At 55.3% G+C, this 23,970-nt stretch carries 23 protein-coding genes and 2 pseudogenes; 6 read left to right on the top strand and 19 right to left on the bottom strand.

The window, feature by feature from the left end; genetic code table 11:
• Positions 1-131: 131 nt before the first annotated feature.
• The 3 genes from AB6V08_RS18660 to AB6V08_RS18650 all read right to left on the bottom strand — a co-directional run bounded on the left by AB6V08_RS18660 (position 132) and on the right by AB6V08_RS18650 (position 3,240).
• Entirely contained in the window at positions 132-755 is a 624-nt protein-coding gene (locus AB6V08_RS18660) for a glutathione S-transferase family protein (RefSeq protein WP_368544303.1), read from the bottom strand.
• 120 nt (positions 756-875) lie between these two features.
• A complete protein-coding gene (locus AB6V08_RS18655; RefSeq protein ID WP_368544302.1) occupies positions 876-2,054 on the bottom strand; it encodes an MFS transporter in 1,179 nt (392 codons plus the stop codon).
• 58 nt (positions 2,055-2,112) lie between these two features.
• The gene (locus AB6V08_RS18650; RefSeq protein WP_368544301.1) at positions 2,113-3,240 is read right to left on the bottom strand and encodes an alpha/beta hydrolase; all 1,128 of its coding nucleotides are present in this window, start codon (positions 3,238-3,240) and stop codon (positions 2,113-2,115) included.
• 112 nt (positions 3,241-3,352) lie between these two features.
• On the opposite strand from AB6V08_RS18650, the gene AB6V08_RS18645 reads away from it, so the two are divergent.
• A complete protein-coding gene (locus AB6V08_RS18645; RefSeq protein ID WP_368544300.1) occupies positions 3,353-4,237 on the top strand; it encodes a LysR family transcriptional regulator in 885 nt (294 codons plus the stop codon).
• Between the two features lie 33 nt (positions 4,238-4,270).
• Here the strand turns inward: AB6V08_RS18645 and AB6V08_RS18640 are convergent.
• Positions 4,271-4,670, bottom strand: a pseudogene (locus tag AB6V08_RS18640) (YybH family protein).
• Positions 4,671-4,850: 180 nt separating this feature from the next.
• Between AB6V08_RS18640 and AB6V08_RS18635 the strand changes: the two are divergent.
• Complete coding sequence (locus AB6V08_RS18635) at positions 4,851-5,123, top strand: hypothetical protein (RefSeq protein ID WP_368544299.1); 273 nt, start codon at positions 4,851-4,853, stop codon at positions 5,121-5,123.
• Between the two features lie 225 nt (positions 5,124-5,348).
• Here AB6V08_RS18635 and AB6V08_RS18630 read toward each other — a convergent pair whose 3' ends face one another.
• The 8 genes from AB6V08_RS18630 to AB6V08_RS18595 all read right to left on the bottom strand — a co-directional run bounded on the left by AB6V08_RS18630 (position 5,349) and on the right by AB6V08_RS18595 (position 11,592).
• Complete coding sequence (locus tag AB6V08_RS18630) at positions 5,349-6,395, bottom strand: bifunctional transcriptional activator/DNA repair enzyme AdaA (protein WP_368544298.1); 1,047 nt, start codon at positions 6,393-6,395, stop codon at positions 5,349-5,351.
• On the bottom strand, positions 6,379-7,155 hold the full coding sequence (locus AB6V08_RS18625; RefSeq protein WP_368544297.1) for an isocitrate lyase/phosphoenolpyruvate mutase family protein: 777 nt from the start codon (positions 7,153-7,155) through the stop codon (positions 6,379-6,381). The genes AB6V08_RS18630 and AB6V08_RS18625 overlap by 17 nt, the downstream gene beginning before the upstream one ends.
• A gap of 174 nt (positions 7,156-7,329) precedes the next feature.
• Positions 7,330-7,983 carry a LysE family translocator gene (locus AB6V08_RS18620; RefSeq protein WP_368544296.1) on the bottom strand — a complete coding sequence of 218 codons (654 nt, stop codon included), beginning with the start codon at positions 7,981-7,983 and terminating at the stop codon, positions 7,330-7,332.
• A gap of 275 nt (positions 7,984-8,258) precedes the next feature.
• Positions 8,259-8,624 carry a VOC family protein gene (locus tag AB6V08_RS18615; RefSeq protein ID WP_368544295.1) on the bottom strand — a complete coding sequence of 122 codons (366 nt, stop codon included), beginning with the start codon at positions 8,622-8,624 and terminating at the stop codon, positions 8,259-8,261.
• 157 nt (positions 8,625-8,781) lie between these two features.
• Positions 8,782-9,612, bottom strand: a complete 831-nt coding sequence (locus AB6V08_RS18610) for an aminoglycoside phosphotransferase family protein (protein WP_368544294.1) — start codon at positions 9,610-9,612, stop codon at positions 8,782-8,784.
• 78 nt (positions 9,613-9,690) lie between these two features.
• Positions 9,691-10,581, bottom strand: a complete 891-nt coding sequence (locus AB6V08_RS18605) for an oxidoreductase (RefSeq protein WP_368544373.1) — start codon at positions 10,579-10,581, stop codon at positions 9,691-9,693.
• 271 nt (positions 10,582-10,852) lie between these two features.
• The gene (locus AB6V08_RS18600; RefSeq protein ID WP_368544293.1) at positions 10,853-11,170 is read right to left on the bottom strand and encodes a YebG family protein; all 318 of its coding nucleotides are present in this window, start codon (positions 11,168-11,170) and stop codon (positions 10,853-10,855) included.
• A gap of 68 nt (positions 11,171-11,238) precedes the next feature.
• Positions 11,239-11,592: a helix-turn-helix domain-containing protein gene (locus tag AB6V08_RS18595; protein ID WP_368544292.1), complete on the bottom strand. Its 354-nt coding sequence runs from the start codon at positions 11,590-11,592 to the stop codon at positions 11,239-11,241.
• A gap of 336 nt (positions 11,593-11,928) precedes the next feature.
• Here AB6V08_RS18595 and AB6V08_RS18590 point away from each other — a divergent pair, with 336 nt between their 5' ends.
• Complete coding sequence (locus tag AB6V08_RS18590; protein ID WP_368544291.1) at positions 11,929-13,104, top strand: efflux RND transporter periplasmic adaptor subunit; 1,176 nt, start codon at positions 11,929-11,931, stop codon at positions 13,102-13,104.
• Between the two features lie 24 nt (positions 13,105-13,128).
• Entirely contained in the window at positions 13,129-16,281 is a 3,153-nt protein-coding gene (gene oqxB, locus AB6V08_RS18585) for a multidrug efflux RND transporter permease subunit OqxB (protein WP_368544290.1), read from the top strand.
• Between the two features lie 129 nt (positions 16,282-16,410).
• Here oqxB and AB6V08_RS18580 read toward each other — a convergent pair whose 3' ends face one another.
• The 4 genes from AB6V08_RS18580 to AB6V08_RS18565 form a co-directional block, all read right to left on the bottom strand.
• Positions 16,411-16,890, bottom strand: coding sequence for an Rrf2 family transcriptional regulator (locus tag AB6V08_RS18580; protein ID WP_368544289.1), 480 nt, complete (start codon positions 16,888-16,890; stop codon positions 16,411-16,413).
• 132 nt (positions 16,891-17,022) lie between these two features.
• The gene (locus tag AB6V08_RS18575; RefSeq protein WP_368544287.1) at positions 17,023-17,580 is read right to left on the bottom strand and encodes a dihydrofolate reductase family protein; all 558 of its coding nucleotides are present in this window, start codon (positions 17,578-17,580) and stop codon (positions 17,023-17,025) included.
• A 228-nt stretch (positions 17,581-17,808) separates the two neighbouring features.
• A complete protein-coding gene (locus tag AB6V08_RS18570) occupies positions 17,809-18,996 on the bottom strand; it encodes an MFS transporter (RefSeq protein WP_368544286.1) in 1,188 nt (395 codons plus the stop codon).
• A gap of 226 nt (positions 18,997-19,222) precedes the next feature.
• Positions 19,223-19,873 (bottom strand): GntR family transcriptional regulator, encoded by a 651-nt coding sequence (locus AB6V08_RS18565; protein ID WP_368544285.1) that lies wholly within the window; start codon positions 19,871-19,873, stop codon positions 19,223-19,225.
• An 85-nt stretch (positions 19,874-19,958) separates the two neighbouring features.
• On the opposite strand from AB6V08_RS18565, the gene AB6V08_RS18560 reads away from it, so the two are divergent.
• Entirely contained in the window at positions 19,959-21,161 is a 1,203-nt protein-coding gene (locus tag AB6V08_RS18560) for an MFS transporter (protein ID WP_368544284.1), read from the top strand.
• Positions 21,162-21,196: 35 nt separating this feature from the next.
• Positions 21,197-21,787 (top strand): isochorismatase family cysteine hydrolase, encoded by a 591-nt coding sequence (locus AB6V08_RS18555; protein WP_368544283.1) that lies wholly within the window; start codon positions 21,197-21,199, stop codon positions 21,785-21,787.
• Between the two features lie 526 nt (positions 21,788-22,313).
• Here AB6V08_RS18555 and dmsD read toward each other — a convergent pair.
• The 3 genes and pseudogenes from dmsD to AB6V08_RS18540 all read right to left on the bottom strand — a co-directional run.
• The gene (dmsD, locus tag AB6V08_RS18550; protein WP_368544282.1) at positions 22,314-22,928 is read right to left on the bottom strand and encodes a Tat proofreading chaperone DmsD; all 615 of its coding nucleotides are present in this window, start codon (positions 22,926-22,928) and stop codon (positions 22,314-22,316) included.
• Positions 22,929-22,972: 44 nt separating this feature from the next.
• Entirely contained in the window at positions 22,973-23,827 is an 855-nt protein-coding gene (locus AB6V08_RS18545; RefSeq protein WP_368544281.1) for a dimethyl sulfoxide reductase anchor subunit family protein, read from the bottom strand.
• 1 nt (position 23,828) lies between these two features.
• Positions 23,829-23,970 (bottom strand): annotated as a pseudogene (locus AB6V08_RS18540) (dimethyl sulfoxide reductase subunit B); the annotation flags it as partial.

The following is a 23,970-nucleotide window of genomic DNA, read 5'->3' as shown; positions in this document are numbered from 1 at the left end:
TATTCAGGCTAGCAAAGCGGTTAAGCGGGCTGTCCAGGATATGGCTTAATTATTATTCCCTCTGACGATCGTCAGGGTTTCGTAATTAAATAAAACAGCCTTGCCTCGGGTATTCTTTCTCAGGGTAATTTTTACACCATGCCGTTATTGCCGTGGCGCAAAAATGCCGGGCGCTGATTAAGCCGCTCGAACCAGGCGTCAATGGCGGGAACGTCTGGCTTATCAAAGGGCGTCATTTTCCAGCGATTCACCGACAGCCCGAGCACCACATCGGCCAGGGTAAAGGTTTCGCCCGCCGTGAAGGCCCCGGTGCGCTGGAGCTGCTGTTCAAGAATGCCGATACAGTGGTTCCACTCCTTAATGCCTGCGGCAATGCGTGCGGGATCGTTAAAGTCCGGGTTTTTACGCCCCAGCGCCGGGAAGACGTAGCGCCAGGCGTTATTGAATTCGCTGGCCTGCCAGTCCATCCAGCGTTCGACATTCGCGCAGGCCTTGGGCTCCTGCGGCAACAGGTCGTCGCGTCCGGCCCTGCGCGCCAGATAGCGGCAAATGGCGTTGGACTCCCACAGCACAAAATCATCGTCAATCAGTACCGGCACCATCGCGTTGGGGTTCAGGGCCAGGAATGTCGCGGTGTGGGTGGAGGCAAATCCGCTGCCGTAATCTTCCTGCTGGTAGTCCAGACCGATTTCTTCGCAGGTCCAGAGCACTTTTCGCACGTTAATGGAGGTGGTTTTGCCGAGGATGTTGATCATGGTGAGTGTCCAGTGAAGGGGGTATTTAAACAATAGATGACTTGTGGCAGGGAGGTTGAGGGAGATTCTGGTGGGGATCGGCAAGGCCGGGCATGCGAAGCCCGACCGCAGATAGCGCGGTCATCTCCGCTGCAATCGCGAAATAAACAGCGTTAGCCCGCCCGCCGCCAGCAGCAGTATGCCGCTCAAGGCAAAGGTGCTCTGCCAGCCGAGATGGTCGAATGCCCGGCCGCCCGACGTTGAACCCAGCGCGATGGAGAGCTGGATCACCGTGACCATCATCCCTCCGCCTGCCTCGGCATCGTCAGGAAGGGTTTGGGCGAGCCACATCCACCATCCAACCGGGGCTGACGTTGCCAGCAGCCCCCAGCAACCCAGGAGCAGAATCACCATCCACAGGCTGTTTCCTGCAAGCATGAGCGTTCCGGCAATGGCTGCCATCAGTAACGGAATGGCGATTAACGTCGGATAAAACGCGGCGTTGAGAACCTTCGCAACGATAAGCGTGCCTGCAAACCCCGCGAGGCCGATAACGAGAAGGATCGACGAGAGTTCGGACGCGCTGACCCGCGTAACGCTTTCCAGAAACGGGCGTACATAGGTAAACAGCGCAAATTGCCCCATGAAGAACACGCCGCAGGCCATCAATCCCACCAGCACGTACGGCTGGCGAAAGAGGCATCTTCGTGTGGCCCGACGGTTAGTTGGGGCCATCCGGGGCAGGCTGACGCATTGCCAGATAAAGGCGACGATGGCCAGTGGAACCAGACAAAGAAAGGCGCCGCGCCAGCCGATGGTCGCCCCAAGATAGCTGCCAAGCGGAGCCGCGACGACCGTTGCCAGCGCGTTACCGCCGTTAAATATCGCCAGCGCCCGCGAAACCTGCGGCGCGGGCACCAGGCGAATGGCCGTTGCCGCAGACATTGACCAAAATCCACCGATCGCGATGCCAATCAATGCTCGGCCCACCATATACGTCAGATAGCCTGAAGCGAAGGCGATAATCACCCCGGATACAGCCATCAGTAAGGTCATTCCCAGCAGCAGGGTTTTGCGAGCCATAGTCCCGGCCAGTCGCGAAAGCGTCAGGCTGGTGATGACCGCCAGCGCGCCGGAGAGGGCGATGCCCTGGCCTGCCAGTCCTTCAGTAATGCCTAAATCCCGTGCGATGGGGGTGAGCAGGCTGACGGGCATAAATTCAGAAGCAATCAGAACGAAGACGCACAGGGTCATGGCGAAAATCGCGCTCCAGTGTGCCCGATCGGCGTTATGGGTTGTGGTTTGGTTCAGCGTGGACATAGACGACGTTCTTGACAGTAAAAAATGAAGCCCCCCGTTGTTGCAGGGGGCCGGAGAGTTATTTCAGGCTGGTTTTGAAGAACTGTTCAAACTTCACGAAAGGAATTTTCCCCGCGGCGTTGTCGTACAGGTCAACGTGATTTGCGCCCGGGACAACGATCAGCTCTTTTTCTTTGCTGCCGACGGCGTTAAAGGCGTCTTCTGCAAAATAGCGGGAGTGCGCTTTTTCACCGGTTACGATGAGGGTCGGGATGCTTATCTCTTTGGCATAGCTCAGCAGCGGCATATTCATGAACGATAACGGCGTGGTTGCCGTCCAGGCACCGGTTGAGTTGACGGAGCGTGCATGGAAGCCGCGTGGCATCCTGTAGTAATCGAAGAACTCCTTCAGCACCGGGTTCGGGTTCGCCGGGAGGGTTTCCGGCAGAATACGTTCGGATGCTGACGCCTTGCCGTTTTCATCGACATAAATATCGTGAGCGGCATGGGCGAAGGTGCCGCTCTCGGCATCCTTCCAGCGCTGTGCGTTCAGGTATTCCAGCACGGCATGGCGGTCGGCTGCAGAATAGCGATCTTTCCCGTCGCCTACGCCATGCCCCATCGCACGGCTCATGTCATACATCACGCTGGTGGCAACGGCTTTCACGCGTGTGTCCATGGAGGCGGCGTTTAGTGCCATGCCGCCCCAGCCGCAGATGCCGAGGATGCCGATGCGGTTACGATCGACCTCTTTTTGTAGGCCGAGGAAATCGACCGCCGCGCTGAAGTCCTCGGTGTTGATATCCGGAGAGGCGACGTTGCGAGGCTGCCCGCCGCTTTCGCCGGTATAGGAAGGGTCGAAGGCGAGGGTGACAAAGCCCTGCTCAGCCAGCGTTTGCGCGTATAAACCGCTGGACTGCTCTTTGACCGCGCCAAAGGGCCCGCTAACGGCGATCGCTGCCAGCCTGCTGTCACCCCGGTTTTTAGGGAGATACAAATCGCCCACCAGCGTGATCCCGTAGCGGTTCTGGAATGACACTTTACGGTGATCGACTTTGTCACTTTCAGCGAAGGTTTTATCCCAGGTCGTGACCATCGAAACGGGGGCGTTAGGATTATTTGTTTCTGCATAGCTCATTGTTGTCACTCCACTTAATGATGCACATAGCAGCATCGCAACGGATAGTTTTTGGGTGAGTGTTTTCATTAAAGAGACCCAGTGTTGTGGTGTTGCGGTCATTATAGTTAGCAGAAATAGTGCTGATTAGAGGGAAAAAGCTGCTAGGATTCATACCAAATTGTGATTAATTGGGGGCAGGATGGCAAAGCGGGAAAACTACAACGAGCTGTATCTGTTTATGCAGGTCGTGCGGGAAGGGAGCTTTACCGCCGCCGCGCACCGGCTTGGGCTGGCGCAGTCGGGGATCAGCCGCTCAGTTCGTGAGCTGGAGGAGCGCCTGGGCGTGCAGCTTCTGGTGCGCACAACGCGAAAACTGTCGCTGACCCAGGCCGGAGAGCAGCTTTACCGCACCGCTGAATCGGGATTTGACGCGCTGGATAACGGCCTCGCTACCCTGGCGCATTTTCGTGAAACCCCTTCCGGTACGGTACGTATAAACGCCAGCCAGCACGCCATCGATAAATGCCTGCTGCCTAAACTCGCCGTGTTTAAGCAGCGCTACCCGGACATTCGTCTGGAATTGATGAACGAGAGTCGGTTTGTCGACATCATCGCCGAGCGCTTTGACGCGGGCGTCCGGCTGGGGCCGGAAGTCGGGAAGGGGATGATTGCGGTGCGCATCACGTCCGACATGGAGATGGCCGTGGTGGGCACGCCGGAACATTTGCGCCGCTACGGTTTCCCTCAGATGCCCGCCGATTTGTCGGCTCACCCCTGCATCGCTTACCAGTTTGCTGACGGCAGCCTTTACGACTGGGAACTGGTGCAGGACGATAAAACCGTAACCCACCGACCCGATGGGCAGTGGGCGTTATCCGATAGCTATATGGAGGCCGAGGCCGCACGGCTAGGGCTGGGGCTGGCCTATGTGCCGGTAGAGTTGGTGGCCGACGATCTTGAGCGCGGAACGCTTATCCGGGTGTTGCAGCGCTTTAGCCTGCGCATGGAAGGGCTGTTCCTTTACTATCCGCACCGCAACGTATCGCCCGCGCTGAGAGCGGTGATCGATACGCTGAGAATATAGGCGGGGCAAGCGCCGCGCCCCGGTGAACCGTAATTAATTCCCGGTATCCAGAAGCGACGTACCGTAGGAATTGTCGATAGTGCAAAGCCAGCGACCGTCGCTCTCCTGTCTAAAAACATAGGTCGCGCGGCGCGACGTTTCCGCAGTTCCTCCCTGGCCATCGGGAAAGCGCAGAACGGTTTCCATGATAACGAGGGCATTCACCCCCTTCGATCACCTGCATTTCCCCTTGTTCAACGACCAGCCGATCCTGAAAATAATTGGCGATGGCAATAAACGCGCTGCGGATATTCTCTTTACCCTTAACAGTCATGCCGGGCTTGACCACCAGCGCCGCGTCTTCGGCGTAGTGCTCCATCAGCGCATCATAATTTTTGGCGGTAATGGCGCGATCGCAGGCTTCAACAATCTGGCGTAGCGGGTGTGAGGTCATGCGCATTTCTCTTTGAAGGAAGATGACGTATTAACGTAACAGCCCGGCGCATTTGTATAGCTACCAGGTTTTATAGCGGGGTGGGGGGTTGCTATGAGAGAGGGGCGGACTACCTAAAACATTAGCTACAATAATAATCTTACAACGGTTACATTGTATTTTTAGGCAAAGGAAATGCACATGAACAGCTATGTAATCTTCATTAAAGGCGATGAGTCCAAAGTAATAATAAAGAGTCAAGTGACGCGTCAGATGTCTAAAAGCCTGAAAGCGAATGGCTTTACCCGATATCCTCATACAATAGATGCAGATAACGAAAACAACGCCCTGAAGATACTCAATAAACAAGGTCAGGAGCACCTGAACGCGCTTTCTGAATTCACAGAAAATATCTTTTTCTACTGTGCTGTTTTAGTTATTAGTTTGGTTGTCGCACTCATTTTATCTCGGTGAACGCTTTAATACGTTACGCTGTCAGTGTTCCTGCAAACGAACCATCATTTTAGAGATTCTCTTGTACGCCAACGTCCGCTTCTGGTACATAGCAGATAGCTATATGCTGCGGAAGGTCCGCTATGGGCGAAAAGCGAACCTTTAGTTGCAAAAACCTTCGAAAGGCACAAGAACTAAGCCCTCAGCCAGAACATACGTTTCTGGCTAAATGGGACAATCAGATCATCAAATGTTGCTTCTCTCATGATCAATGAGCCATTCTTTACGAGAAATGCCACCACCATAACCGGTCATCTTTCCATCTTTTCCAATTATTCTATGACAAGGGATCACAATCGCAATTCGATTTGCGCCATTAGCTGCAGCGACGGCGCGCACAGCATTTGGCTTTTTAATCCGTAGTGAAATGGCCTGATAGTGTGAGGTCTGTCCATATGGAACTGCACGCAACGCATGCCATACGGATTGTTGAAAATCACTACCCGGGGCATCGACAGAGAGATCAAACTGTCGGCGAGTTCCGGCAAAATACTCGCTGATTTCTTTTACTGTCTGCCGGGTATGGCTGTTTTCGCCGGTGACAATTCTGGCGTTAAATAAACGCTGGATATCGCGAAATTCTGTTTCTAACATCCGGCGATCGGTAAATTCCAGCAGACAGACTCCCCGCTCTGTCGCACAGACAAACATAGGCCCCAGCGTCGTGGTAAACCGGTGAATGACAATCACCTGGGTTGCCTGAGTCGGAGCGGCGCCAGTAAGCCGCTTGTAGGTATAACCAAACCCGCTCAGGGATTCATAGCCATTGTCCAGCGCAACGTCAGTCGCCGCTCGTCCGCTTTTCAGCTCCTGCAGCGCAATGTTCACCCGCTGCATTCGCTGGAAAGTCTGAAAAGTGATGCCGTGATGTTGCAGGAACCAGCGTCTTACCCTCTCCGGACTGATTCCATGCTGACGAAGCTGCGCGTCTGCTACACGGGACTTCATATCGCGCCTGACAAGCGCAAGCGCCTGTTCAACAAATAATGGCGCGCTGTGCGCATTTTCAGCAGGTCTGCAGACCTTACATGGACGGAAGCCGGCCGCCAGAGCAGATTTGGCATCTTTATAAAATTCAACGTTTTCGCGTTTGGGCTTTCGTGCCCGGCATACTGAAATGCAGAATACGCCAGTGGTTTTGACGCCAACAAAAAACACGCCGGTATATTCTGAAGCACGTTCAAGCAATGCCTGATACCAGGTATCACACAAATTCTTATCGGTTATTTTCATCACCAAATAGTCCTTCAAACGTTTGACGCGACCGGATCGTATGCATTACATCAGTCAGCGTTGACTGAATGGACGAATGAACAAAATTACCCATTGAAATGCGGCTTACCCCGGCCAGTTTCAGCCTGTCGAACGACGGAAGATCGGGCATACACATGACATTCAGAGGCAGGCCCGTTGCCTCTGCAATGAGGCTGATGTCTTTCTCTGATGTCAGACTGGGAACAAAAAGGCCGTCAGCACCTGCAGCTTTATAGCTCTGACCCCGTAATATCGTCTCCTGCAACGCGTCTTCATGCCCCAGCAGGTAAGTGTCAGTCCGGATGTTCAGAAACAGGCGATACTTTTCGCTTCTCAACGCATCGCATACTACTCTCAGATTACGGGAAAAATCAGAGGCATCGTCAAGCTGACGCGCCCCATTAATGACTCTGCTGTCTTCAAGGTTAACGCCTGATACGCCTGTCTGAGCAAGGCGCCTGAGATTGGTTGTTATCTCTTCGGCTGAAACACCATATCCTGCTTCCATATCAACGCTCAATGGCAGGCTGCTGACGGACTGGATACGGGTGACCATATAAAATAACTCATCAAACGGCATGCCCTGTCCGTCTTCATATCCTAGTGTGGACGCTATTGCTGCGCTGGATGTTCCCAGTACCTGATAACCGGCTTCTTGCGCTGCGACAGCACTGGCGGCGTCCCAAACGTTAGCGATAAGAAGAGGTTGGTGCTGGTTGTGGAGTTCTGCAAAATTCATATTTATTTCCTCTCAATAGATTGAAAATGAATCTAAGCATTCAGTAAGAACCTCACAACCGAAATTCAGACGACCATTTTTAAGAAAGCGTAGTCCGAGTTCGGGTCGGACCGAACTCGGACTACGTCCGCTTCTGGCACCTAGCGGACACCGGGGTTGCGGGATGTGAACAACCTAACGGGCAGATTTCGATACTATGCCGGACCCGCTAAACAACATGCGGATACCCAGGCCAATCATGACAACGCCTGTAAATCGTTCCTGCCATTTGATAACGCCCGGGTGTTTACCTAGCCAGTTTCCAAATGTTCCTGATGCCATCGCGACTGACCCCAGGGAAACAATTCCTGCCAGCTTTTGGATACTGCCCAGGACAAGTAATTGCAGCCAGACTGGACCCGCAGCAGGGTCGACAAACTGAGGAAGAAAAGCAAACATGAACAGCAGGGATTTTGGGTTAGTCAGGCTGTTCAGAGCGCCTTCCTTAACGGCATTCCAGTCAGAAATTTTTGCCGTTTTTCGCAGCCGCGTATCAGTGCCTGAAGTCGCAATCATTTTTATGCCCAACCACATCAGATAAGCCGCACCAGCCCACCTAAGAAGATCCAGCGCAACCGGCCAGGCATGAACAACGGTTACCAGCCCCAGGACAAGAAAAGAAACTTGCACAAAACCCGCTACAAATACATTACCCAGTACCGTAAGCAGTGCAATACGTCTTCCCTGGCCGACGCCTCGGGCGATGGTCAGCATCATGTCTGGCCCCGGAGAAATCTCAAGCAGCGTCAGCGCGAGAAGGAAAGTTACAAACGTTTCGATGGAAGGCATTTTGGTCGAGTCCGGGATTATATTTCCGCTACGTTATCTCAATCCGATTCGCGTCGAAAGCGGAATGTACTCCAGCGTCCGCTCCCGGCACGAAGCGGACTGTTAATACGCAGATGATGAACCAGGCGGCTGGTCATTAAGGTCGTCACAGAACGCTAATTCTCACCCCGTTGCCACGCGTAAACATCGTCATTACCGCTTTTCTGGCAGAGTGACTATTTATGCCTGAACAACCTTAACGTACCCTAATATCGATACCCTGACTGACCTCTTATTCATTCCGGCGCGTGGCAGACCGCCTCAATATTATGGCCATCAGGCGCAATGACAAATGCGGCATAGTAGTTTTCGCCGTAGGAACGTAAGCCAGGCGCGCCGTTGTCCCGTGCGCCCGTGCGCAAAGCGGCGTGGTAAAATTCATCAACCTGCTGCCGGGTGGTGGCGACAAACGCCAGATGCAGCGGAGCCGGTTTGTCATTCGTCTGGAACAGGCAAAGTGAAACATCGCCGGAACTCATTTCCACACCGTAGTCTGGCGTGCCTTCGTCAATAAGCGTTACGCCGAGCGGCTCAAGCGCGGAGAGGAAGAACATTTTACTTTTTTCATAATCACTCACGCCGAATTTCACATGATCGAACATGATTTATTCCTTAAAAAATATGAACAAATAAAGAGTATAGAAAGAGATTGCGGTCGAATTGATACCGGAGCGCGTCAATGTGATGAGCATCAAATCTCACTATTTAGAATATCTGCCCAGACATATTTTAAGGTTCGTTTTCTTGCCGGGATCCCACTCACCGTTCCAGTTCATTCAACGCCAGTTCGGCGATTGTTAATGTTGTTGAAGTACTCTCAAAGCCTGAAAGGGACCAGGCGGTTGAAAGACCGCACCATGCGATTATCCATTTAAGCAGGCGTTCTCTGTCGAGGTTAGCCGTGCGGGCGACGATACTCAGACGCCGTTTAAACGTCTGCGGGACAATCGCAACAGGCGGCAGGGGATTATCCAAATCCGGATTAGTGAAAATATTAGCAAAGTCGAATCCCCGTTCACCCTTGAGCCCTTTGGGGTCAATGGCCAGCCAACCCGACTGTTCAAAATCAAGCACGTTGCCGTGGTGTAGGTCACCGTGCAGTGCCACCACGTCTCGAGGTGAAGCAAGCAGCTCGTCTGCAATTTCAGCGCAGCGCGTCAGGATGCCGCCATACTTCAGGGCTGCAGGTTTTAGAGGAAAGAACCATTCGTTCAGGGGCGTTAGCTGGGGTAACGGTCTTTTGCCGAATGCATGAAGCCGGTTCGCAGTCGTACACAAAATCCGGCAGGCGACATCATCCCGATCGCCGCGGGACATTGCCGATAAAGACGCGGAGCCGGTGGCTCTTGCGAGAAGAAGTGCTCCATTTTCATGCGCAATCACCGGCGCCGCACCGTTTCCTTCCCACCATGCCATGAGCGCGTTACCGGCTTGTTCGTCGGCATCCTCGGTGACTTTTAGCATGGCTTTAAAACCCTGTGCTGTTTTAACCGGATACAGCTGTGACGTATGGGTTGTAAACGGGGTGCCGTCCGGAACGAGATCCCAGCGGTCCAGCCAGGGTTCTAACGTGAACATATCCTTAAACATTCCTGAATCCGAAAGGTTAACTCGCGCGCATTTTAACCCGCGGTGAGGCGCTTTTCTGCACTTTGCGACGGAGCGATATCAGCCCGGCCCCTCGCTTCCTGCCGCCAGCAGCGGCACCACGACGTCGCTGATGGGGGTGGGGATCTGATGCACCCGACCGTAGCGCTGTATCACGCCGTTGCGGATATCCCACTCCATCGGGCGATTGGCCTGGCGGTCAGCGAGAATAGAGGTGCTTAAATCCGCGGGCGCACGGCGAAAACCGTCCACGATCTCCTGCACAACGCTATCGGGCAGCGCGGCGCCCTCGGCGCGGGCAACCGTCAGACATTCGCGCAGGTAGGCCAGCGCCAGCCCGGTGATATCCTCGCGTGCGAACATCCCGGCACGGCGGTTCGCCAGCACCATCAGGCCCGCGACGGCGTTCTGCAACAGTTTGCGCCAGGCGATGGAGATAAAATCAGCTGACAGATCAACGGTGCAGCGTGTGCCGCTGAGCGCATCCACGACCCGTTGTGCCTGGGGCTCGTCCGGCAGCGTCAGGCGCGGTCTGGCGCGCAGCCATACCGACGCGTCCGGCTGGCGCTGTGCCGGGAACCACACCACGGAAGGCAGCACCTTCGCGCCATTCACATAGGGTTCGAGCTGCGTGGTCTGCTCGACGCCGTTTTGCAGCGCGCACACAACGGTATTTTCATCGCACAGGGCGGCCAGCCACCCGGCGCTGTCAGCGACCTGCGTCGTTTTCAGCGCGACAAACACCAGATCGAACGGGTGGTCTATCGTCGTCGGATCGCTCAGCACCGGGCCCGGCACAGTAATTTCACCCTCATCATGGCGTAAAACTAACTGCGGATGTGGCGTGCGCCCGCAAAGAACGGGGGTACGATCAACGTCATGAAGCACCGCGGCGATGGTCGTACCGATAGCCCCCGGGCCAACGAGCGCAATCGTGGCATGGTCAGACATCATGCATTCTCCTGATTTGATTAACCCAACAGAACGGTAAATAACGTGAGCAAACAATCCGTAACGGCATCAACTGATGCTATACGCCAGGCGTCAGAATGAAAAGTGAAGTGTCGTCATGGGATCACGAGCCGCATGCGGCCCTGATTTACGGGAGAGAGCGGGGCCGTTTACGTCGCGGCAACGTTAACGACCAGCCCGCTTGATAGAAAAGCATTTATAGAAGGTTTCACCGCGTGCCAACGCGCATTGGCACGCTGTTTACCGGCAATCAGGCCGCTTTCACCGCTCTGATTTTTTTACTGCCCACTTCATCTGACTCGGTGTTCTCGGCAGCCGCCGGCGCGTCGAGGGCAGGGAGCTTGCTGGTACGCAGAATATGCTGCACGGTCTCTTTCTGCTCGGCGAAATAGAGCCCAAGATCCTCAGCCTGCTTTTCATCCATCTGCATTTCGCTTTGCAACAGCCAGTCGGTGAACGCGTCTGCCATATCGAGCAGCTTGTCGTAGGCGTCAGCCTCTTTCTTACTGGCAAATGTCATTTTCTCTTCACCTTTTCTTACGACAACAAATTTTGTTTCAACAGCCATCACACACCTCGCTTCACTGTATTTATATACAGTATAACAGCTCCGGATGGAGGTTGCAGCAAAATGTGTTACTGGCGCAGCGGCAGCGTGTCCGGCCCGCCCATGCTGCGTCGCCACGCGCCGGGCGCCTGACCATACTGGCGCTTAAAGCTGCGGTTGAACGACTGCTGGGAGTCAAAGCCCAGCGCAATCGCCACGTTCAAAATAGGCTCATCGCTGTGGCTCAAGCGTTCGACCGATTTTTGCAGCTTTTTCGCGCGAATATACCCGGCGAGGGGATAGCCCGTATGTTCTTTGAACAGCCGCTGGAGGTGCCATTTTGAGTAGCCGGATCGCTTCGCGACGGACTCAATGTCCAGACGGCTGTCCAGGTTATTGTCTATCCAGTCCAGTAAATCATGCATAAATGCGCCAGTGTTCATCAGGTTATCTCCACGCCGCGTATCAAAAGGTATCTTTGTCAGTTGCATTTAAAGGTGGCGCGTTTTTGCGGTAATTGCAAGTTTTATTGTTGCATTTAAATCCCTGTCCAAAACGGGTCTTTTAACATCTGCTCAAATAGCACATAAAGTGCAACAATTATTCTTGCACTTAATTAAGCGCCTTCCTACAATCGCCGCGATAGTGTATTCGCAACTGTTACAGTTTTGTGGCGATGAACGACACAAATGGCCTTAAGCCAGCCACCGGACAAAGGAAGTGGCGCAGCGCCTCCCGCTGCGTCTTGCCCGGCGGCTACAATAACCGGAATAAAAATAATGAGCCTGCAAAAAACCTGGGGTAACTTTCATCTGAGCGCGCTGGGGACGATGCTGATCGCCGTGCTGCTCGTCGGATGTGATGACAGTGTCGCGCAAAATGCCGCGCCACCCGCGCCCGCCGTCAGCGCCGCTGACGTGGTCGTGAAATCGATAAGCCAGTGGGACAGCTTTAACGGCCGGATTGAAGCGGTGGAAAGCGTTCAGCTTCGACCGCGCGTTTCCGGATACATTGATAAAGTGAATTACACCGACGGCCAGGAAGTGAAAAAGGGCGAGGTGCTGTTCACCATTGATGACCGAACCTATCGCGCCGCGCTGGAACAGGCCCAGGCAAACCTGGCGAGAGCCAGAACCCAGGCCAGCCTGGCGCAAAGTGAGGCTAACCGCACCGATAAGCTGATCAATACTCACCTGGTTTCCCGGGAAGAGTGGGAGCAGCGTCGTTCGGCGGCCACGCAGGCCCAGGCCGATATTCGCGCCGCCCAGGCGGCGGTTGACGCGGCGCAGCTCAACCTGGACTTCACCAAAGTCACCGCGCCTATCGACGGCCGCGCCAGCCGGGCGCTGATCACCAGCGGCAATCTGGTCACCGCAGGCGATACCGCCAGCGTGCTGACCACGCTGGTCTCGCAAAAGACAGTTTACGTCTATTTTGACGTGGACGAGTCAACCTACCTTCACTATCAAAATCTTGCCCGCAGCGGGCAGGGGGCGTCCAGCAATCATACGGCGCTGCCGGTCGAGATCGGCCTGACGGGGGAAGAGGGCTACCCGCATCAGGGCAAGGTTGATTTCCTGGATAACCAGCTTACGCCGAGCACCGGGACGATCCGCATGCGCGCGCTGCTGGATAACGCGCAGCGTCAGTTCACGCCGGGGCTGTTTGCCCGCGTGCGCCTGCCGGGCAGCGCGGAGTTCAAAGCCACGCTTATCGACGACAAAGCGGTGCTGACCGATCAGGATCGCAAGTACGTCTATGTCGTGGATAAAGAGGGGAAAGCGCAGCGTCGCGACATTAAGCCAGGGCGTCTGGCAGACGGTTTACGCATCGTGCGGCAGGGGCTGAACCCTGGCGATAAAGTCATTGTCGAGGGTTTACAAAAAGTGTTTATGCCGGGGATGCCGGTTAACGCCAAAACCGTTGCCATGACCGCCAGCACCGCCCTTAACTGATCCCTTGACCTGAGAATCCAACCCATGGACTTTTCCCGTTTTTTCATCGACAGGCCGATTTTTGCCGCCGTTCTGTCGATCCTGATTTTTATCACCGGGCTGATCGCCATCCCGCTGCTGCCGGTGAGCGAATACCCTGACGTCGTGCCGCCAAGCGTGCAGGTGCGCGCCGAGTACCCGGGCGCCAACCCAAAAGTGATTGCTGAAACGGTGGCGACGCCGCTGGAAGAGGCGATCAACGGCGTTGAGAACATGATGTACATGAAATCCGTCGCGGGATCGGACGGCGTGCTGGTCACCACCGTCACCTTCCGTCCGGGAACCGACCCGGATCAGGCGCAGGTGCAGGTGCAAAACCGCGTCGCCCAGGCCGAGGCGCGCCTGCCGGAAGACGTGCGGCGTCTGGGCATTACCACTCAGAAACAGTCGCCGACGCTGACGCTGGTGGTGCATCTGTTCTCCCCGGGCGGGAAATACGACTCCCTGTACATGCGTAACTACGCCACGCTGAAGGTGAAGGACGAGCTGGCGCGTCTGCCCGGCGTCGGCCAGATTCAGATCTTCGGCTCCGGCGAATACGCGATGCGCATCTGGCTCGATCCGAACAAGGTGGCGTCGCGCGGGCTGACCGCCTCGGACGTGGTCACCGCGATGCAGGAGCAGAACGTCCAGGTGTCTGCCGGACAGCTTGGCGCCGAGCCGCTGCCGAAGGAGAGCGACTTCCTGATCTCCATTAACGCCCAGGGCCGTCTGCACACCGAAGAGGAGTTCGGCAATATTGTGCTGAAGACGGCGCAGGACGGCTCGGTCGTTCGCCTGCGCGACGTGGCGCGTATTGAAATGGGCTCCGGCAGCTATGCGCTGCGTTCCCAGCTCAACAATAAGGACGCGGTCGGGATTGGTATCTTCCAGTCTCCAGGGGCGAACGCCATCGATCTGTCTAACGCGGTGCGCGCCAAAATGGACGAACTGTCCACGCGTTTCCCGGAGGACATGAAGTGGGCGGCACCTTACGATCCGACGGTCTTCGTGCGCGACTCCATCCGTGCGGTGGTGCAAACCCTGCTGGAAGCGGTGGTGCTGGTTGTGCTGGTGGTGATCCTGTTCCTGCAAACCTGGCGCGCGTCGATCATTCCGCTGATTGCCGTGCCGGTTTCGGTGGTGGGTACCTTCAGCATTCTTTACCTGCTGGGCTTCTCGCTGAACACCCTGAGCCTGTTCGGGCTGGTGCTGGCCATCGGTATCGTGGTGGATGACGCCATCGTGGTGGTGGAAAACGTCGAGCGAAATATCGAAGAGGGGCTGGCGCCGCTGGCGGCGGCGCATCAGGCGATGCGTGAGGTGTCCGGCCCGATTATCGCGATTGCGCTGGTGCTGTGCGCGGTGTTCGTCCCGATGGCGTTTCTCTCGGGCGTGACCGGGCAGTTCTACAAGCAGTTTGCGGTGACGATTGCGATCTCGACGGTGATCTCCGCCATTAACTCGCTGACGCTCTCCCCGGCGCTGGCGGCCCTGCTGTTAAAGCCGCACGGCGCGCCGAAAGATTTTCCGACCCGACTTATCGATCGTCTGTTCGGCTGGATTTTCCGTCCGTTTAACCGCTTTTTCCACCGCAGCTCGAACGGCTATCAGGGGCTGGTGGGTAAAACCCTCGGACGCCGCGGCGCGGTGTTTGCGGTTTATCTCCTGCTGCTCTGCGCGGCGGGCGTGATGTTTAAGGCGGTGCCGGGCGGATTTATTCCGACACAGGACAAGCTGTACCTGATTGGCGGCGTGAAAATGCCGGAAGGCTCGTCGCTGGCGCGCACCGACGCGGTGATCCGTAAAATGAGCGAAATCGGCATGAACACCGAAGGCGTGGATTATGCGGTCGCGTTTCCGGGGCTGAATGCGCTGCAGTTCACCAATACGCCGAACACCGGGACGGTCTTCTTTGGCCTGAAGCCGTTCGACCAGCGTAAGCACTCTGCTGCGGAGATTAACGCCGAGATCAACGCGAAAATCGCGCAAATCCAGGAGGGCTTTGGCTTCTCCATCCTGCCGCCGCCGATTTTGGGGCTGGGCCAGGGGTCGGGCTATTCCCTGTACATTCAGGATCGCGCAGGTCTGGGCTATGGCGCGCTGCAAAACGCGGTGAACACCATGTCTGGCGCGATTATGCAGGCGCCGGGAATGCATTTCCCGATCTCCACCTACCAGGCGAACGTGCCGCAGCTGGACGTGCAGGTTGACCGCGATAAGGCGAAAGCGCAGGGCGTGTCGCTCACCGATCTCTTCGGCACGCTGCAAACCTATCTGGGCTCGTCGTACGTGAATGACTTTAACCAGTTCGGGCGCACCTGGCGCGTGATGGCGCAGGCGGACGGCCCGTTCCGCGACAGCGTGGAGGATATCGCTAACTTACGCACCCGCAACAGCCAGGGTGAAATGGTGCCGATCGGCAGCATGGTGAATATCAGCACTACCTACGGGCCGGATCCGGTGATCCGCTATAACGGCTACCCGGCGGCTGATCTGATTGGCGATGCCGACCCGCGCGTGCTGTCGTCCACGCAGGCGATGACCCAGCTGGAGGGGATGTCTAAGCAGATCCTGCCCAACGGGATGAACATCGAATGGACTGACCTGAGCTTCCAGCAGGCCACGCAGGGCAATACGGCGCTGATCGTCTTCCCGGTCGCGGTGCTGCTGGCTTTCCTGGTGCTGGCGGCGCTGTACGAGAGCTGGACGCTGCCGCTGGCGGTGATCCTCATCGTGCCAATGACGATGCTCTCGGCGCTGTTTGGCGTCTGGCTGACCGGCGGCGATAACAACGTTTTCGTGCAGGTGGGGCTGGTTGTGCTGATGGGGCTGGCCTGTAAAAACGCCATTCTTATCGTTGAGTTTGCCCGCGAGCTGGAAATGCAGGGGAAAGGCATCATGGAGGCCGCGCTGGAGGCGTGTCGCCTGCGTTTACGCCCGATCGTGATGACCTCCATCGCCTTTATTGCCGGCACCATTCCGCTGATCCTCGGTCACGGGGCGGGCGCAGAGGTGCGCGGCGTTACCGGGATCACCGTGTTCTCCGGGATGCTGGGCGTGACCCTGTTTGGCCTGTTCCTGACCCCGGTGTTTTACGTGACGCTGCGTAAATTAGTCACCCGCGGCAAAGAGGAAAGGGACGTTCTGCCCGCGTAGAAACGATGCAGAAAATAAAAAACCGCCTTCACTGTGAAGGCGGTTTTTTTGTATCAGATAAACACGCAGGCCGGGTAAGCGCAGCGCCACCCGGCAAGAGGGCCGCTACTTTATGTAAAAGATAAGGCGTTAAGAGGTTTTTTGATACTTAGCGATAAGGTCGGGAAGCGGATCGCATCCGCTGCTGTCGGCTTTTTTCACCTCTTCCAGCGCGCTTGCCACCGTATGACGCGCCAGAACCGCCAGCGACGCCTGCTCCGCCTCTTCGGCAATCGATTTAAAGTACCAGCAGGCGTTAGCGCTGACCACGCAGCGGGCCGGTACGTCAGGGCGCGACGCCCACAGCTTTTTGTCTTCGATAACCGAAAGGTAGATGTCGCGCAGGGTGATCTGCTCCGGCGGGCGGCCAAGATGGATTGAGCCATTGCGGCCAAGCGTTGAAACGATAATGCCGTCACGCGTGAGCGGAACCATCAGTTTGCGGATGAAGCTCGGGTTCGCTTCCAAGCCGTAGGCCAGAATCGCACTCGTTGAACGTTCACCTACTTGCTCCGCCATCGCTACGCTGAGAACCATCTGCAAAGCTGTCGGGAAGCGGTAATCTAGCATTTTTATGTCCTGGGTCGCGGTGAATCTTGTTCTTTTTGGCACCGCAGAGGTGAGTAAGCAATAAACAACAATATAACAAATACGGTAATTTTTTTGAAGCAATCTGCGGCATTTGCGATCGCGCTCAGCCTATCAATGGGCGACATCGGGGGCTGATGAGGTCACCCGATAGTGCGACTGAACCAGGCCCGAAGGGAAACTGCGGCTCGATAGGAGCGTTAAGTCGATATCCTGAGTCAGGGAGCCGAACAGCGGTTTTCCCGCGCCGAGCAGGACGGGAACGGTCGTGATAACGATATCGGCGACCAGCCCTTCGCGCAGGAACGACTGTATCACCTGTCCGCCGTCAAGATAGACGCGATGCACGTTTTGCTCCGCCAGGTCAGCCAATACCTCGCCGGGCGCGCGGCATGAGAACTGCACTTTGCCGTTCAGCTTTTCGGGCAGCGAGCCAGCGTTCAGCTGGCGGGAGAGCACCAGCACCGGGCGATCGTACGGCCACGCGTCAAAGGTCAGCGCCTTCTCAAAGGTGCCTCGCCCCATAACAATCCACTCTTTGTCCGCGATGAACGCAGCATAGCCGTGATCTTCCGTCGGGTCATCGCGCTGCAGCAGCCAGTCGATATCGCCATCCTGCCGGGCGATATAGCCATCAAGACTGACCGCGATAAAAACGTGTGTGGTGACCATCAGGTGTTCCGTATTAAGGTTGTAACTCTCTCAGTATATCCTTTTCTTATGCCACAGAAGTTCCCTGGCGTCATATAACAAATATGGAATAACAAGTTGAAAAAGAAGCTATTTATTTACTGGGGTAAGGATCTGCTGTGAGCGAGGCGCGGACAATGCGTAAAACTCCCTTCAAATGACACACAGTTAATTGAGGGGAGTTAAGCGGGATACTCAGAACGCCACAGGCTACTCTGTCTTGTCAGGTACAAACCGAGTCAGAAGCAGCGTAAACACACAGATAACCGCGCCTGCAATAAAAGTAGAGGCAGAGCCCCAGATATCCCATAGTAGTCCTGCCCCGAGACTTGCTATGAGTAATCCCATGCCACTTAACAGACTGAAAAAGCCAAACGCGGTTCCGCGCAGATCGGCGGGTGCGGTGCGAGCAATCATGGCGTTCAGCAGGCCCTGAGTCATTCCCATATGGACACCCCACAACGCTACGCCAATGATAATCCCTACCCAGGAATCACTCAGGGCAAGCACTAAATCTGCCGCAATGAGCACGACGAGACCCGCCTGCAGCAATCGCCTGTGACTGATGCTGTCTGACAAACGTCCGAACGGATAGGCTGTAAATGAAAAGACAATATTCATAGCGACCATAACGAGAGGGATTAAAGCAAGTGGGATATTGACCTCTTGCGCTCTGAGAACCAGAAAAGCCTCGCTAAACCGTGCGAGAGTAAATACGCCGCCCAGTCCAATGACCCACCAACACGCTACGCCCAGCCTTTTCAGATTTTCTTTTTTAATCGGATTACTTCTGACTGTTACGACAGGCGTGCGGGGTTCATGTAATCCGAAGAACAACAGGGCAACGGCCATAAATGCCGGCACGACCGCCACCCAGTAAACAGCGCGGAAATCGTTACTCCATAACAGCATCAGTCCCACGGCCAGCAGCGGTCCGAGGAACGCGCCCATCGTATCAAGCGTCTGGCGCAGGCCATAAGCAGCCCCTCTGATCTCGGGCGGCGTAACGTCGGCAACGAGAGCGTCTCGGGGTGCCCCTCTTATTCCTTTTCCTACACGGTCGATCATGCGCGCGCTGAATATCATTCCAGATGTAGAGGCCAGTGCAAACAGTGGCTTGCTGAGTGCGCCGAGGCCGTACCCGAGGACAGCGAGCCCTTTACGCTTGCCTATGTAATCGCTGATAACGCCCGAAAAAACTTTGACACACAGTGCGGTTGCTTCAGCCAGGCCCTCAATAAGTCCAATGATGACTACCGGAGTGCCTAAAGCCGTTGCCATGAAAAGCGGAAGAAGGCTGTGGATCATTTCCGATGAAACGTCCATCAAAAGACTGACAAAACCAATAATCCAGACGCCACCGGGAATGCGCCGCAATGTCGAAAATCGAGTGCTCATTTCACATCCTTGAAAATGGAAAACGCTATTAAACAGTAGAACGCGTTACATGTTAATGAGAATCATTTTTCTTAACTGCGGTTTTTGTCAGGAGAAACTCAGGTTGTGTCTTTTGCCCACGCCTGGCGTCCGCTCTTGATACGAAGCGGACAAGCGCCTGCAATAAAAGCTCCGCTTTGAGCGAAAAGCCGACCTTTGTTATTCTGTCGTGTAACTCACCACATGGTCAGGATATAACAATACCTCTCGCCCTCAGGCTACGTCTGCTTGAATTGATAGCGTCGAGAAGGCGGATTCGGCTTTCCCTGAGATGAGCGGCAAGTAACTCTGCTGCTTTCTCAATGTCCTGCGAGCGAAGCGCAGCAACTATTTCGCGATGATCTTCCCAGGCGGGATTCGACGGCGCTTTATCCAGCCATCTTGCCCGTGAAAGCCGACGCAGTGCATCACTTATCCCTTCGATGAGAAACGCATTCTGGCAAAAACGGGCCAGATGCAAATGGAATCGTGTTCCTGCATCGTCCAACATCCCTTCAGACGCATCAGCAGTCTTCTCTTTAAGCAGGGTTTCCAGACCGTTTAGTTGTTCCTCAGTCATGTGGCTGGCTGACAGTTTTAATGCCGACACTTCAAGTATTTCGCGGTAAATACACAGCTGTTCAACTTCAGCGACATCGATCGGTGCCACCAACCAGCGCAAGCCGTCACGACATACCAGCCCCTCCGACTCCAGCTTTTGTAATGCGGCTCGAACAGGCGTCCGGGAGGCGTTAAACGTTGCTTCAGCCCACCGCTCGGTCAGTCGTTCTCCTGGACCCAGCTCCATGCTGAGTATCAATTTTCTTAATTGGTTTTCAACCTCTGATGCCTGGCTCATGACGGCAATGTTCTCCCGCAAATTGACAGTTAAATGCATAATCGATATGGTATACCAAATTGGTATACCAAGAAAGAGCGTTTTTATGACCCAATTTTATAACAGCTTTTGGCAGCGAAACCTGATTGTTTGCTTCATAGGCTCGTTCTCGACCGTCTTTGCAATGACCCTGATGTTGCCGTTTCTGCCTTTGTATGTCGAAGAGCTTGGTGTTCATGGGCATGCAGCAGTTGTTCAATGGTCTGGTGTGGCATTCAGCGCAACGTTTATTACTGCCGGGTTGATTGCCCCCGTCTGGGGACGACTTGGTGACAGATATGGACGCAAGTCGATGCTCGTGAGAGCCAGCCTTGGCATGGCTATTACTGTTTCGCTTATGGGGCTGGTGACAAATATCTGGCAACTTGTCGGTCTGCGGTTGTTAGTCGGCCTGGCGGGAGGCTACTCATCCGGCGCGACAATTCTTATCGCCGTCCAGGCCCCCAGAGAACGTGCAGCCTGGGCGCTGGGGATTGTTTCATCCGGTGTCATGGCTGGCAATCTTGTCGGTCCACTTGCCGGGGGATGGCTGCCGGGGCTGATTGGTATCCGGTCCACATTTTTCGGTGCAGGCGCACTGATTTTTCTGGCCTTTATCATGACCTTCACTCTCATCCGCGAAGCGGTACAAAAGCCCGAGGATGCTGCGGCAAAAACGCGGGTGAGCTGGTCCCAATTGCCTTCCCGCCCTGTGATTGTCTGTATGCTTTGTACCGGTCTGCTGCTGATGCTGGCCAATATGTCGATAGAACCCATTATCACGGTCTATGTGCGTACTCTCGTCAGCGACGCTTCACAGATAACGAAAGTGGCGGGATATGTGATGGCAGCCGCGGCCCTGGGCAGCATTATTTCAGCTTCCTGGCTTGGAAAACTGGCAGACAAGATAGGACATTTACGCATTATCACGCTGGCGCTGACTACGGCTGGTTTCCTGCTGATCCCGCAGGCATTTGTCACCTCCGGTTGGCAATTGATTGCCCTGCGTTTCCTCATGGGATTGGCGCTTGGCGGCTTATTGCCTTGTATTGCGGCAGTCATACGGCACCGCCTACCAGAAGGCATGGTGGGTAGCATCCTTGGCTATTCCGTCGCCGCACAGTTCGCCGGCCAGTTCATCGGGCCGCTGATTGGCGGCTTTGTCGGCGGGCATATAGGTATGCAAGCTGTCTTTCTGGCAACCAGCTGCATCCTGCTAGCCGGAGCGGCCTGGAACTTTAAAATACATCGCCAGTCAGCAACGCCCTGACTTTATTACTCTTCATCTACAAATTTCGGAAATTTATGTTAAATCAACTCAGTAACATCAGTAAAAACAGCGCTCTGCTGGTTATGGATTTTCAGACGATCATTCTTAACAATTTCCTCCCACAAGAAATCGCTGGAAATGTTATCCGCAATACCGCATCACTGATAGCCGCTGCGCGTACGGCAGCCGTACCGGTCATTTATGTCAGTGTCGGATTCCGCAAGGGGTATCCAGAGGTCAGCAAAAACAACGCTATCTTCTCTTCGATTAAAGAGAATGGAATTTTTATGGCTGACAACGAGAGCACGGCTATTCATCCTGATATCGCTCCCGCAGAAAATGAGACTGTCATCGTTAAACGCAGAGTGGGTGCATTCTCATTTACCGAACTTGAGATGATTCTTCGCGCGCAAGGCATTGAAACGTTGATCCTTGCCGGCGTGACCACCAGCGGCGTGGTGCTTTCTACAGTCGGGCAAGCTTTTGACCTGGATTACCGACTGGTGGTTGCGGGTGATTGTTGCGCCGATCCAGATCACGACACCAATTTGTTTTTACTTAACAAAATCCTGCCTCAACATGCCATTGTTACCCTTTCAACTGAAATATCAGAAGCATGGGCCTAAAAATAAGAATATCTGACGTCAAGATAACCGCAATGTAGAGGGAGTAGATGACCGGGCATTTGTGGTTGCTTGGTCATATAAACGTCTGCTCCTGGCACAGGGCGGGCCAGGGCAGGCAGATTTGACGAGATAAGGGTATGGATGAATCATCCACACCCTGAATGATTACTTCCCAGTTGATTTGCCTGGCTTCAGTCCTGGGGTATTGCCGGGTGCATCCTTATTATCACGTCTGCGTTGATCGGGTTTTCCTGTTGATTTTGCGATTGGTTTTGGACCAGGTTTAAGACCCATAATCGTGTTCCTTTTCCGTTTCAGAGGTTATTCCTCAGTATGGATATAAGGGGGGATGATAAGAATTATCAAGCTCGGATGGGAGGTAGATAGTGATTACTAAACTATTATGTGAACAATGTCTGCTTTTGGCACAAACCCGACCTGTAACAATCCCAAACCCCCATCACTCTACCGGCCATCAATCAGACAAAACAATCAAAAAAAGCCAGCTTTCACTGGCTCTCTTCTGTCACCGATAAAGCGTTTTATCCGCCATCGGAATCAGCAAGTTCGACCGCCATTCGGCCAGCGTCGCCTGAGCCAGCTTGCCCAGAGCCACGTAGAATGGGTGTCCGGCGTTGTCGATAAACACCTCCAGGAAGCGCTGACTCCACGGCAGGAGATGCCAGGCCAGAAGCTGGTCGCGCTCTGCGTCGCGGCCATTCTCCGCAAGCCATGCCGCCAGCATCAGCAGGGTGCCGATGTGATCTTCCGGCTCGTTTTGCTGCATCTCGAAGGCAATCGCGTTTTCACGCATCCACTGGCGCAGCGCGAGGGTGGAGTCGCCGAACAGCACGGATTCCCTATCCAGCCAGACGGATCCCCACGGCGGGGCGGGCAGGGCGTAGGGGCCGATGAACAGGCGCTGCCAGGCGTCGGTGAGCGGTTCTTCTGCCGGAGTACGGAAGGTTTCCGCGATAGAGTGCAGCGGCTCGGACGCCATCGGCCAGTCGTGAGTCCAGTCGCTGGCGGTCAGCGCGCTTACCAGCGGCGCGACCTGTTCGTTTTCAGGCGAATAATAAAACAGCGCGCCCAGAACACGGGCGCTGAAGGCGAACGACTCGCGTGGTGATACATCATTCATAACAACATTCCTTTCTCGCGCGCGGGTTGCCCCGCACGCGTGTGTTAACCGGCAACAGCCATACCTGCGGTCATATGCAGACCATAAAACAGCCCGCGGCCAATCAGCTCGCCGAGGACGACCAGAATAACGCCTGCAAACAGGCCGAGCGTGTTGGGCTCACGGCGACGAACAAGCGGGCACAGCCAGCAGCCCAAACCCGCAGCGAGCAACAGGATACGCCAGATTTGCAGCGTGCCATAGTCCGGCAGCAGGGCGCTTGCCTGCTGAACGGAGCTATGAATGCTCGCCAGCCCGTTGCTTTGCAGTACCACAACCGCAACGCTTGCCAGTAATGCCAGCACGCTCACCGCCGCGGCAAAATGACCCGTAAATTTCGCATTCGCCGCGCGCAGCAGCAGCGCCGCAAACAGCGGGCCGCCCAGCGCCATCGTCAGGAAAAAGCCCCAGGTGGTATAAGCAGTATACCAGGTCGGGACGGTGTCGATTTGGTAAACGCGGGTCATCGCGAAGACAAACACGACGCCGAGGATCTGGCTAACCGCCAGCCAGATTTTGCCGAGCGCAGGCGGCATTTTGTTGATAACGGAAACCAGCCACCAGAAGCCGCCCACGGCAAAGAAGACCGAGCCCGCGGCGATTTCGTTGCTGAGGGCAGAGGCGCCCACGCGGTTCAGCGAATTAAAGGCGCGCATCGGCGAGCCGAGATGCAGCACCGAGGCGATAAAGCCAATTCCCATCACCACCCACAGAAAGAACATGCTGCGCACGATCCGCGTTTTGGCGGCGCTATCCTCTTCTCTGAACCACGCGCACCCGGCAACGATTAACGCCCCCGCCACGCACTGCCCGAAGACGGTGAAGATCACCAGCGGCCATTCATGCCATCCACTTCCCATCTCACACCTCCTTCGGGTTTGCCAGGTAGCCGGTGGTGTCACCCGTCGGACGGCTGTTGGCGTTAGGTTTAATCACAATGCTCGGCTTCGTGAAGTGCGCGGACGGCAATGGTGCCACCGCCGCAAGCTGGCCGTGCTTTTTG

The organism is Enterobacter soli (genome assembly GCF_964208575.1).
GTDB lineage: Bacteria > Pseudomonadota > Gammaproteobacteria > Enterobacterales > Enterobacteriaceae > Enterobacter > Enterobacter soli_A.
Note: the sequence above shows the minus strand (reverse complement) of the source record. Positions and strands in the feature narration are given on the sequence as shown.